Source organism: Streptomyces sp. NPDC003036 (genome assembly GCF_040611175.1).
GTDB lineage: Bacteria > Actinomycetota > Actinomycetes > Streptomycetales > Streptomycetaceae > Streptomyces.
The window spans coordinates 1-11,043 of record NZ_JBEXNO010000054.1; the positions used below are offsets into that span (position 1 = coordinate 1).

The window sequence follows — 11,043 nt, forward strand, 5'->3', positions numbered from 1 at the left end:
GCGCGCTTGGCGAACTCGTCGGTGTTGACGATGATCTCGCCGCCGCGCGGTACGTCGCCGATGTTGGCCTTCAACGCGGCGGGGTTCATCGCGACCAGGACGTCCGGGGCGTCGCCCGGGGTGAGGATGTCGTGGTCGGCGAAGTGGAGCTGGAACGACGAGACACCGGGCAGGGTGCCGGCGGGGGCACGGATCTCGGCGGGGAAGTTCGGCAGCGTGGACAGGTCGTTGCCGAACGACGCCGTCTCCGAGGTGAACCGGTCACCCGTCAACTGCATCCCGTCACCCGAGTCACCCGCGAACCGGATGATCACCCGATCCAGACGACGTACCTGCTTCTCACCGTCGTGCCGCGCCGTCGTGCCGCGCTGTTCCCCGACGACAGCCTCGTCGGCTTCGCCGGCCTCGTCCGCCCGCTCGGCCGGGCTACTGACCTGGCTGGTCACTGAACTGGACCTCCCTCGAGACAAGGGGCCTCCCCGCCGTCGGCGGGGGAACGCTCGGAAGACCGCCTGGTGGCCGGTGCTCCCAAGGCCCACCCTACGTCCGTAAGGGTCGCCTTCCCTGGATCGCTCAAATGTTGGACGTTATTTTGGAACGTCCTTACACCCGGACTCATCATGCTTTGTCTCCCCCCGACTCCTGCGTGAACGACGCTCCCGGCCGGTCCTCCGGTTCTGGGCCGGGCGTCTGTGGCGCCTCGGCTTTCGGTCGCGACAGCTGTTCGGACGCCTCAGCTGTTCAGATAGGTGAGCACTGCGAGCACCCGCCGGTGATCACCTTCGCTCGGGGCCAGCCCGAGCTTCAGGAAGATGCTGCTCACGTGCTTCTCCACCGCGCCGTCGCTCACCATGAGCTGCCGTGCGATCGCGGAGTTCGTCCGTCCCTCCGCCATCAGCCCCAGGACCTCCCGCTCACGCGGCGTGAGCCCCGCCAGCACGTCCTGCTTACGGCTCCGCCCCAGCAGCTGAGCCACCACCTCCGGGTCCAGCGCCGTACCACCCCGGGCCACCCGCACCACCGCGTCCACGAACTCGCGGACCTCCGCGACCCGGTCCTTCAGCAGATACCCCACACCCCGGGTGCTGCCGGCCAGCAGCTCGGTGGCGTACCGCTCCTCCACGTACTGCGACAGCACCAGGACACCGATGCCGGGGTGCTCCTTGCGGAGGCGCACCGCCGCCCGCACCCCCTCGTCGGTGTGCGTCGGGGGCATCCGCACATCGGCGACCACCACGTCCGGCACGCCCCCCTGGGCCGCGAGGTCGTCAATTGTCTTGATCAATGCCTCGCCGTCGCCCACCCCCGCCACGACGTCGTGCCCCCGGTCGTTCAGCAGCCGGGTCAGCCCCTCCCGAAGGAGCACGGAGTCCTCGGCGATGACCACCCGTACTCGGTCTTCCACATCTCCCACGATCCTGAGCCCCCACGCATTGATGTGTTCCACGCGTTTGCGCGTCCGGGGGACAGCATTCCAGCATCCGGACCGTCATGGGCTGCCTGTGGATAACCACTTGGGCGAAGTGTGCAGCTGGCGAGGGGTGTGTCAGGGCCGGTCACGCCAGGGCAGCTCGGCGATGATCGCGGTCGGGCCACCGGCCGGTGACTTCACATCCAGGACGCCGTCGACCGCGTCCAGCCGCTCGGCCAGCCCCGCCAGACCGGTACCGCCGTCGAGCCGCGCGCCACCGCGGCCGTTGTCCGTCACCTGGAGCAGCAGCCGGTCCTCCACCCGCCACACGTCGACACCGGCCCGCGTGGCACCGGAGTGCTTGGAGACGTTCTGCAGGAGCTCCGAGACGGTGAAGTAGGCGATGCCCTCGATCGCCGGGGCGGGCCGCTCCGGGAGGTCCACCTCGACCGAGACCGGGACGGTGCAGCGGGAGGCGACGGCGGACAGGGCGGCGTCCAGGCCTCGGTCGGTCAGGACGGCGGGGTGGATTCCGCGCGCCAGGTCGCGCAGTTCCTGCAGTGCGGTCTTCACCTCGCCGTGTGCCTCCTCGACCATGCGTGCCGCGGCCTCGGGGTCTTCGGCCATCTTCTCCTTGGCCAGGCCCAGGTCCATGGCGAGGGCGACGAGCCGGGCCTGGGCGCCGTCGTGCAGGTCGCGCTCGATGCGGCGCAGATCGGCGGCTGCCGTGTCGACGACCACGCCCCGGTCCGACTCCAGCTCCGACACCCGGCTGGCGAGCCGGGACGGGCCGAGCAGTCCCGTGACGAGCAGCCGGTCGATGGTGGCCAGCGCGCGGATCAGCCACGGCGTGAGCATCCAGAGCAGCAGGCCCACCAGGCTCGTCAGCGCCAGCTCGACCGGCGAGTCCAGGTGGATGCTGTGCGTCCCGTCGCCGTACAGCTGCAGCCCGTCGACGCCCGCGTACACCGGGAAGATCCACTGCCACAGCGGATACGTCAGCAGCGCCCAGCCGTACGACCAGAAGGACACCGCCACCGCGAAGGCGAAGACCGCCCAGGGCATGTGGACCACCGCGTAGAGGAAGTGCCGCCAGGACACACCGCTCTTGAGCAGGCTGCCCACCCGGGCCATCAGCCCGCGGCCGGGGCCGCCCCGTACCGGATCCGGGTCGGCGATCTCCACCCCCAGCAGCACACGCGCCCGAGCCCGCTCCACCGCGCCGAACCCGCGGCACACGGCGAGGCCGGCGGCGAGGACGGGTATGCCCAGGAAGGTCACGAGCAGCCCCGCGCCGAGCGAGGCCATCGTGAGCGCGACGGTGAAGTAGAAGACGCTGAGCGGCAGGCCCAGCAGCAGGTAGCCGAACTCGCGCCAGGTGCGCGCCTCCAACGGCGCACGCAGCGCCGCGGGAACGCGGTGGTGCCGGGTGGTGCCCGAGCCGTATGCCATGGCCATCGGTGTCTGTCCGTTTCTGCGAGTCGCGGTCGCGCCGTGCGCGCCCGTGCGTCATGTATCCAGGCTGCCGGGCCCGGGCCGCGCCCACCATGAGGGCGGTCTCCGTCTTCACCGGGGGTTTCCCCTACTCCCGAGGCGGGTGGGGTCCCCCCGGCGGGCCGCTAGCGTGCGGCCGGGCGGGAGGTCTCCCGGGGGCGCCAGGGCAGCTCGGCGGTGACGGTGGTCGGGCCGCCCGCCGGTGACTCCACCGTGAACAGCCCGTCGACCGCGCCCAGGCGTTCCTCCAGGCCGGGCAGGCCGGTCCCGCCGTCCAGCCGGGCACCGCCGTGGCCGTCGTCCGTCACCTGTATGAGCAGCCGGCCGTCCGCCCGCCACACGTCGACGGCCGCCGAGCGCGCCCCCGCATGCTTGGACACGTTCTGCAGCAGCTCGGAGACCGTGAAGTAGGCGATGCCCTCGATCGCCTCGGCCGGCCGCTCCGGCAGGTCGACGGACACCTTGACCGGGACGGTGCAGCGGGAGGCGACGGCGGACAGGGCGGCGTCCAGGCCTCGGTCGGTCAGGACCGCGGGGTGGATTCCGCGCGCCAGGTCGCGGAGCTCCTGCAGTGCGGTCTTCACCTCGCCGTGCGCCTCCTCGACCATGCGCGCCGCGGCCTCGGGGTCTTCGGCCATCTTCTCCTTGGCCAGGCCCAGGTCCATGGCGAGGGCGACGAGCCGGGCCTGGGCGCCGTCGTGCAGGTCGCGCTCGATGCGGCGCAGATCGGCGGCTGCCGTGTCGACGACCACGCCCCGGTCCGACTCCAGCTCCGCGATCCGCCGCTCCAACTCGTCGGAAGGCGACAGCAGGCCGCGCGCCACCGCCCCGTCCACGGCCGCCATGCCCCGCACGATGTAGCCGAGGACCGGCCACAGCACGAGGAGACCCACCAGCGTCACGGCGAAGGTGAGCACGCTCCACGGCAGCCGGACGAACGCGTACAGCATCGTCCGCCAGGCCACCGGGTCCTTCAGCACCGTCCACAGCCAGGGGAAGAAGCCGGCGCCGCGCCGGTGCGGCAGCCGGCTCGGCTCGTCGATCCGTATGCCGAGCAGCGCCCGGGCCCGGGCCCGCTCCGTCCGGCCGAGGACCCGCGCCCCGGCAAGGCCGACGGCGAGCAGCGGCAGCCCGACGACGGTCACCGACAGGCCCACGCCGACGCCCACCACCACTGTCACGTAGACGAAGCCGATCACGGCGACCGGGAGGTTGGACAGGAGGTACGCGACCTCCTTCCAGGCCTGCGGGCCGAGGGCGAAGCGCGGTGCGGTGCGTGCGGTCATGCGGATCAGCCTGCCCGGCCGTACACGCCCACGCCATGGGGCTCGTGGGGGGAGTGGAGTAGGGCTAACCCCACCTCAAGGGCCACCGGGGCGCCGCCGAAGTGCGGCACGGCTGATTACCCGCGCTTTGCCAGGGCCTACACTCCCGTGCGTAGAGAACGCATAAACAACAGCCGCAACAGCAGCCGCGTGGCAGGGAGCGAGGAACACGGACGTGCCCGAACCGACCGTGGGGACCGTACTCGCCGTCGACTACTTCCAAAGCTACTCGGTGGTAGGACTACTGGCGCTGCTCGGGGTGCTCTTCGTCGCCGTCGCCTTCGCGGCCGGCCGGCTGCTCCGGCCCGTCGTGCCCACGCAGGAGAAGATGCTCACGTACGAGTGCGGCGTCGACCCGGTGGGCGAGGGCTGGGCCCACACCCAGGTCCGTTATTACGTCTACTCTTTTCTGTACGTCATCTTCGCCGTCGACTCCATCTTCCTCTTCCCGTGGGCGACGGTCTTCGCAGCGCCGGGGTACGGCGCCACGACGCTGGTCGAGATGTTCATCTTCCTCGGCTTCCTCGCCGTAGGACTGCTCTACGCGTACAAGAAGGGCGTCCTGACATGGACGTAACCCCTGTGACTCCCGAGACGTCTGTGGCCTCTGTGGCCCCTGCGAGCCCTGTGGACCTGCCCGAGCCGAAGAGGCTCGGCGTCCTGTCCCGGCTCGCCCCCGAGCCGATGAAGGTGGTCCTGAACTGGGGCCGCCGCTACAGCCTGTGGGTCTTCAACTTCGGACTGGCCTGCTGCGCGATCGAGTTCATCGCCGCGTCGATGGCCCGGCACGACTTCATCCGGCTCGGCGTGATCCCGTTCGCACCCGGCCCGCGCCAGGCCGACCTCATGGTCGTCTCCGGGACCGTCACCGACAAGATGGCCCCGGCGGTGAAGCGGCTGTACGAGCAGATGCCGGAGCCGAAGTACGTCATCTCCTTCGGAGCCTGCTCCAACTGCGGGGGACCGTACTGGGACTCGTACGCCGTGACCAAGGGCGTCGACCAGATCATTCCCGTCGACGTGTACGTGCCGGGCTGCCCGCCGCGCCCCGAGGCGCTGCTTCAGGGCATTCTCAAGCTCCAGGAGAAGATCGCCCGCGAGTCGCTGGGCGAGCGGTACGGCCACGGGCGGCCCTCCTCGGTCGCGCAGCTGCGCAGCGGCCCCGTGCCGCCGCCGTCCCCGGGAGGCTCGGCGTGAACGCGTACGACCGTCTCCCCGAGTCCGTCACCGAGGTCTTCGGCGAGGAGGCCACCGCCGAGCGGGCGTACGACCTGCTGACGGTCGACGTGCCGGCCGGTTCCTGGATCGCCGCGCTGGAAACCGCCCGGGACGAGCTGGGCTGCACCTACTTCGACTGGCTGAGCGCGGTCGACGAACCGGCGACGGGCTTCCGCGTCTGCGCCCACGTCGTCGCCCTGGCCGACGGCGTGGTCCGCCGTCTCCTGCTCCGTACGACCGTGCCGCACGACGCGCCGGTGCTGCCGACCGCCATCGGGGTGTACGCGGGCGCCGCGTGGCACGAGCGCGAGACGTACGAGATGTTCGGCGTCCGCTTCGAGAACCACCCGAACCTGTCGCCGCTCCTCCTGCCCGAGAACTTCCAAGGCCACCCGCTGCGCAAGGACTTCGTCCTGGCCGCGCGGGTGGCGAAGGCGTGGCCGGGCGCCAAGGAGCCGGGCGAATCCGAGCACGGCGGGCCCAAGCGCCGCCAGATGCTGCCGCCCGGCGTGCCCGACCCCAACGAGTGGGGCCCCCTCAAGGGCCAGCTCCCCCCTGCCCCGGCGCGCCCCGCCCGCGAACGCCCGGCCCGCGCCGCCGGCGCAGCCGGTGCCGCTGCGGGCGACCGTCCGGTACGCCGGGCCCGTACGGCCGCCGAGGGCTCCGCGAGCCAGGCGGCCCCCGCGGGCCCGGCGGCTCCGGCTGCCCCGACGGCTCCGGCGACCGGCACGCCCCGCCGCGCGCGCAGCGTGAGCGACGGCTCGGCCAGCCAGCGCACGGAGCCCGCAGCACCGGAGACCACGCCCGCGCCCGAGGCCACGCCCGCGCCGCCGTCCCCGCCGCGCACCCGCAGCACGGACGCGCCCTGGAACAACCCGCGCCCGGCCTTCGACGACGACACCGCCGCCGCGCCCGACGCCGAAGAGCAGCGACGCCCGGAACGACCCGCACGACCCGCACGCCCCGAACGGCCCGCACGCCCGGAACAACCCGAACAACCGGAACGGCCCGCACGACCCGAACAGCCCGAACGACCTGAAGGAGACGCGTGAACGACGTGCTCGATGTCGCCCTCCGGCTGGTCGCCGTCTTCGCCGTGTTCCTCGTCCTGCCGCTGGTGATCGGACAGACGGAGCACAAGGTCATGGCGCACATGCAGGGCCGCCTCGGCCCCATGTACGCCGGCGGCTTCCACGGCTGGGCGCAGCTCGTCGCGGACGGGGTGAAGTTCGCGCAGAAGGAGGACGTGGTCCCGGCCAACGCCGACCGCCGCATCTTCCAGCTCGCCCCCGCCGTCGCCCTCCTTCCGTATCTCCTCGTGCTGGTCGCCATCCCGATCGGCCCGAGCGAGGGCGCCGTCGGCGTCCTGGTCGACGCGGGCGTCTTCTTCGTGCTCGCCGTCATGGGCGTCGGCGTGCTCGGCTCCCTCATGGCGGGCTGGGCCTCCGCCAACAAGTTCTCCCTCCTCGGCGGCCTGCGCACCGCCGCCCAGCTGCTCGCGTACGAGCTGCCCATGCTGCTCGCCGCCGCCTCCGTCGCCATGGCGGCCGGCACCGTCTCCCTCCCCGGCATCGTCAACGCCTTCGAGTGGTGGTGGCTGCCGTGGCAGATCGTCGGCGCGCTGGTCTTCTTCACCGCGGGCCTCGCCGAGCTCCAGCGCCCGCCCTTCGACATGCCGGTCGCCGACTCCGAGATCATCTTCGGTGCGTACACCGAGTACACGGGCCTGCGCTTCGCGCTGTTCCTCCTCGCCGAGTACGCCGGCATCGTCGTGCTCTGCGGTCTGACCACCGTCCTCTTCCTCGGCGGCTGGCACGGCCCCTTCGGCGCCGAGGGGCTCGGCTGGCTCTGGACCCTGCTCAAGACTGCCGTGCTGGCCTTCATCGTGATCTGGCTGCGCGTGAGCTACCCGCGGCTGCGCGAGGACCAGCTGCAGAAGCTCGCCTGGACCACGCTCGTCCCGCTCGCCCTCGCCCAGATCGCCCTCACCGGCATCGTCAAGGTGGTGAACCCCTGATGCCTCCGATTCCCGGATCCGGCCTCGCCAAGGGCCTGGCCGTCACGCTGCGCACGATGACGAAGAAGAGTCACACCGCGCAGTACCCGGACGCCCAGCCCGAGCTGCCGCCCCGTACCCGCGGCGTGATCGGACTGTTCGAGGAGAACTGCACGGTCTGCATGCTCTGCGCCCGCGAGTGCCCCGACTGGTGCATCTACATCGACTCCCACAAGGAGACGATCCCGGCCGCCACGCCGGGCGGGCGCGAGCGCAGCCGCAACGTCCTCGACCGGTTCGCCATCGACTTCGCGCTGTGCATGTACTGCGGTATCTGCATCGAGGTGTGTCCTTTCGACGCGCTGTTCTGGTCGCCGGAGTTCGAGTACGCGGAGACCGACATCCACGACCTCACCCACGAGCGGGACAAGCTCCGCGAGTGGATGTGGACGGTCCCGGAGCCGCCCGCCCTCGATCCGGGCGCCGAGGAGCCGAAGGAGATCGCCGCCGCCCGCAAGGCCGCGGAGAAGCTCGCCGCCGCCCAGGCGGCCGAGGCGGCCCAGGCCGCCGAGCCGGCCGAGGGCACCCAGGCCACCGGGGGCACCGACGCGCCCGGGACCACGGGAGGCAGCGAGTGAGCCTCGCCGCAGCCCACGGCTTCCTGTCGCCCACGGGCGTCGAGATCGCCTTCCTCCTCGTCGGCATCGTCACCCTCGGCGCGGCCGTCGTCACCGTCACCACCAAGCAGCTGGTGCACGCCGCCCTGTGGCTGGTCGTGGCGCTCGGCGGCATCGCCGTCGAGTACCTCCTCCTCACCGCCGAGTTCGTGGCCTGGGTCCAGGTGCTCATCTACGTCGGTTCCGTCGTCGTCCTCCTCCTCTTCGGTCTCATGCTCACCAAGGCACCCATCGGCCGCTCCCCGGACGCGGACTCGGGCAACCGGCCGGCCGCGCTCGTGGTGGCCGGCGCGGCGGCGGCCGCCCTGGTCTGGGTGGTCGTCGACGCGTTCCGCACCACCTGGATCGACCTGGACGGGCCCGTCCAGGGCTCCACCAAGGTGTCCGGCTCGATCCTCTTCCGGCACTGGGTGCTGCCCTTCGAAGCGCTCTCCGTCCTCCTCCTCGCCGCGCTCGTCGGCGCGATCGTCCTGTCCCGCAAGGACCGGGCGACCGACGGCGCCTCGGCCGACCGGACCGGCGGGCGGACCGTCGACCGGACCACCGACCGGGAGGGGCAGCGCTGATGCACCTCGCCTATCCCGCGGTCCTCGCCGTCCTGCTCTTCTGCACGGGGCTGTACGGAGTCCTCGCGCGCCGCAACGCGATCCTGGTCCTGATGTCCGTCGAGCTGATGCTCAACGCGGTCAACCTCAACCTCGTCGCGTTCGACGTCTGGCTCCGCGACACCCTCCACGCCGGCCAGGCGCTCACCCTCTTCACCATCGCCATCGCCGCCGCCGAGATCGGCATCGGCCTGGCGATCGTCCTGATGGTCTACCGCAACCGCGGCACCTCCGACATCGACAAGCTCCGCGACAACGCCGAGACGCCGGGCCCCGACGACGCCCCCGACGAGAAGGCCGAGGCCACCGCGTGACCACCACGACCCTCGCCGTCCTCGTTCCCCTCCTTCCGTTCCTCGGTGCCCTGGCCGGGCTGCTGCTCGGCCGCACCGCGCCCGGCTTCGTCCGCCCGCTGGCCGTCCTGCCGACGCTCGCCGCCCTCGTGGTGGCCGTCCTGGTCGCCGTCCGGCAGGGGGGTGGCCGCGCGATCGACGCGGCCACCCAGCTCACCCCGACCGGCTCGGTCCCCATCGAGCTCGCCCTCGACCTGGACGGCTTCGCCGCCCTCGCCGCCGTCCTGGTGGGCGTGGTCGCGTCGTGCGTGCAGATCTACTCGACGGGCTATCTGCGCGACGACCCGCGCTACCCCTCGTACGCGGCGCTCGTCTCCCTCTTCACCTCCGCGATGCTGCTCGTCGTCTACTCCGGCGACCTGATGGTGCTGCTGGTCGGCTGGGAGATCATGGGCATCTGCTCGTACTTCCTGGTCGGCCACTACTGGGAGACGCCCGAGGCGCGGGCCGCCTCCCTGAAGGCGTTCCTCGTCACCAAGCTCGGCGACGTCCCGTTCCTCATCGGCCTCTTCGCGCTGGCCGCCGACGCCGGCACGTTCCGGATCACCGGGATCCTCGGCGCCGTCGCGGCCGATGGCATCGACCACCCGACACTGGTGGCGCTGCTGCTCCTCGCCGGTGTGGCGGGCAAGTCCGCGCAGTTCCCGCTGCACACCTGGCTGCCCGACGCGATGGCCGGCCCGACGCCGGTCTCCGCGCTGATCCACGCCGCGACCATGGTCGCCGCCGGTATCTACTTCGTGGCCCGCCTCCTCCCGCTCTTCGCCGCCTCCGCGGTTGCCATGACCGTGCTCGCCGTGATGGCCGCGGTCACGATGGTGGGCTCCGGACTGGCCGCCCTCGCCCAGGACGACATCAAGCGCGTGCTCGCGTACTCGACCATCGGCCAGCTCGGCTACATGTCGGGTGCCCTGGCCGTCGGCGACCGTGGCGCCGCCGTCTTCCACCTCCTGTCGCACGGCGCCTTCAAGGCGCTGCTCTTCCTCGCGGCCGGCGTGATCATCCACGCCGCCGGCACCAACTCCCTGGCCGCCATGTCCCGCATGCGGGGCCTCGCCGCGCGCATCCCCGACGCCTACTGGACGATGACGGTCGCGCTGCTCGCGCTCGCCGCGATCCCGCCGTTCGCCGGCTTCTTCTCCAAGGAGGCGGTGCTCGTGGCCGCCGAGCACACCGCGCTCGGCGACCGGGCCGTCGCCCCCGCCGGGGCGGGCTGGATCGTGCTCGTCTCCGGTCTGATCACCGCCCTCCTCACCGCCGCCTACGCGACGCGCCTGTGGCTGCTGGCCTTCCGGGGCCGCGGCACCGAGGCCCCCGACCACGGCCGCCAGCCGCTCGTCATGAACGGCGTCCTGTGGGTGCTCGCCGTCCCGTCCCTCGCCTTCGGCCTCACCGCCGGCTACCTGGGCGACTGGTTCGACGGGCAGGAGCTCACCCCCACCGTCACCACCGCGGTGCTCGGCACGGGCATCGCGCTCGTCGGCGGACTGGTCACCTACGCGGCCTGGCGCGCGGCGGTCCACAGGGAGGCCACCGCGACGGCCCACGGCACCCCGCTGGGCGCGGTCGCCGCCCACCCCCAGGAGCAGCCGGCCGTCTCCGAGGAGGAGGCCATCGCCACCCACACCGCCGCCTACGGCGATATCGCGTCGGCGCCCGACCCCGCCGACCCCGGACGCCTGCTGCTCGGCCCGCTGCACCCCCACGCCGCCGCCGGCTTCCGCCTCGACGCCGTCTACTCCGCCCTCTTCGTACGCCCGGTCCGGGCCGCGGCCTCCCTGGTCAGCTTCCTCGACCGGGAGGTCGTCGAGACCTACGTACGCGGCGCGGGCAGCGGCACGCACCTGCTCGGCCGGGCCGTACGCCGTGCCCAGACCGGCAATGTGCAGACCTACCTCAGCGTCCTGCTGGCCGGCTCCGTCGTCCTGGCGATCGCCGCCGTACTCGTCGCCGCCGGAGCGTGA

General features: G+C 72.2%; 12 protein-coding genes. 8 read left to right on the forward strand and 4 right to left on the reverse strand.

Features of this window, described 5'->3' with window-relative positions; all coding sequences use genetic code 11:
* The 4 genes from ABZX67_RS29760 to ABZX67_RS29775 all read right to left on the reverse strand — a co-directional run.
* On the reverse strand, positions 1–446 hold a 446-nt coding region (locus ABZX67_RS29760), incomplete at its 3' end, for a 2-oxoacid:acceptor oxidoreductase family protein (RefSeq protein ID WP_355366621.1).
* 287 nt (positions 447–733) lie between these two features.
* Positions 734–1,405 carry a response regulator transcription factor gene (locus ABZX67_RS29765; protein WP_355366624.1) on the reverse strand — a complete coding sequence of 224 codons (672 nt, stop codon included), beginning with the start codon at positions 1,403–1,405 and terminating at the stop codon, positions 734–736.
* Between the two features lie 141 nt (positions 1,406–1,546).
* Positions 1,547–2,869: a sensor domain-containing protein gene (locus tag ABZX67_RS29770; RefSeq protein WP_355366627.1), complete on the reverse strand. Its 1,323-nt coding sequence runs from the start codon at positions 2,867–2,869 to the stop codon at positions 1,547–1,549.
* Between the two features lie 161 nt (positions 2,870–3,030).
* The gene (locus ABZX67_RS29775; protein ID WP_355366630.1) at positions 3,031–4,191 is read right to left on the reverse strand and encodes a sensor domain-containing protein; all 1,161 of its coding nucleotides are present in this window, start codon (positions 4,189–4,191) and stop codon (positions 3,031–3,033) included.
* 214 nt (positions 4,192–4,405) lie between these two features.
* On the opposite strand from ABZX67_RS29775, the gene ABZX67_RS29780 reads away from it, so the two are divergent.
* The 8 genes from ABZX67_RS29780 to ABZX67_RS29815 are packed head-to-tail and all read left to right on the forward strand — an operon-like array spanning position 4,406 to position 11,043.
* Positions 4,406–4,807, forward strand: a complete 402-nt coding sequence (locus tag ABZX67_RS29780) for an NADH-quinone oxidoreductase subunit A (protein ID WP_355366633.1) — start codon at positions 4,406–4,408, stop codon at positions 4,805–4,807.
* Entirely contained in the window at positions 4,798–5,427 is a 630-nt protein-coding gene (locus tag ABZX67_RS29785; RefSeq protein ID WP_355366636.1) for an NADH-quinone oxidoreductase subunit B family protein, read from the forward strand. The genes ABZX67_RS29780 and ABZX67_RS29785 overlap by 10 nt, the downstream gene beginning before the upstream one ends.
* Positions 5,424–6,500, forward strand: a complete 1,077-nt coding sequence (locus tag ABZX67_RS29790; RefSeq protein WP_355366639.1) for an NADH-quinone oxidoreductase subunit C — start codon at positions 5,424–5,426, stop codon at positions 6,498–6,500. The genes ABZX67_RS29785 and ABZX67_RS29790 overlap by 4 nt, the downstream gene beginning before the upstream one ends.
* Positions 6,497–7,465 carry a complex I subunit 1 family protein gene (locus ABZX67_RS29795; RefSeq protein WP_355366642.1) on the forward strand — a complete coding sequence of 323 codons (969 nt, stop codon included), beginning with the start codon at positions 6,497–6,499 and terminating at the stop codon, positions 7,463–7,465. The genes ABZX67_RS29790 and ABZX67_RS29795 overlap by 4 nt, the downstream gene beginning before the upstream one ends.
* Positions 7,465–8,082 (forward strand): NADH-quinone oxidoreductase subunit I, encoded by a 618-nt coding sequence (locus ABZX67_RS29800; protein ID WP_355366645.1) that lies wholly within the window; start codon positions 7,465–7,467, stop codon positions 8,080–8,082. Before ABZX67_RS29795 ends, ABZX67_RS29800 begins: the two co-directional genes overlap by 1 nt.
* On the forward strand, positions 8,079–8,687 hold the full coding sequence (locus ABZX67_RS29805) for an NADH-quinone oxidoreductase subunit J (protein ID WP_355366648.1): 609 nt from the start codon (positions 8,079–8,081) through the stop codon (positions 8,685–8,687). The genes ABZX67_RS29800 and ABZX67_RS29805 overlap by 4 nt, the downstream gene beginning before the upstream one ends.
* Positions 8,687–9,040 (forward strand): NADH-quinone oxidoreductase subunit NuoK, encoded by a 354-nt coding sequence (gene nuoK / locus ABZX67_RS29810; RefSeq protein WP_355366651.1) that lies wholly within the window; start codon positions 8,687–8,689, stop codon positions 9,038–9,040. Before ABZX67_RS29805 ends, nuoK begins: the two co-directional genes overlap by 1 nt.
* Positions 9,037–11,043, forward strand: coding sequence for an NADH-quinone oxidoreductase subunit L (locus ABZX67_RS29815; protein WP_355366654.1), 2,007 nt, complete (start codon positions 9,037–9,039; stop codon positions 11,041–11,043). The genes nuoK and ABZX67_RS29815 overlap by 4 nt, the downstream gene beginning before the upstream one ends.

Excerpts from the sequence above, each read along its gene's own strand:
- ABZX67_RS29800 (WP_355366645.1), top strand. The coding sequence starts at position 7,465 with ATGCCTCCGATTCCCGGATCCGGCCTCGCCAAGGGCCTGGCCGTCACG.
- ABZX67_RS29785 (WP_355366636.1), top strand. The coding sequence starts at position 4,798 with ATGGACGTAACCCCTGTGACTCCCGAGACGTCTGTGGCCTCTGTGGCC.
- nuoK (WP_355366651.1), top strand. The coding sequence starts at position 8,687 with ATGCACCTCGCCTATCCCGCGGTCCTCGCCGTCCTGCTCTTCTGCACG.
- ABZX67_RS29770 (WP_355366627.1), bottom strand. The coding sequence starts at position 2,869 with ATGGCCATGGCATACGGCTCGGGCACCACCCGGCACCACCGCGTTCCC.
- ABZX67_RS29775 (WP_355366630.1), bottom strand. The coding sequence starts at position 4,191 with ATGACCGCACGCACCGCACCGCGCTTCGCCCTCGGCCCGCAGGCCTGG.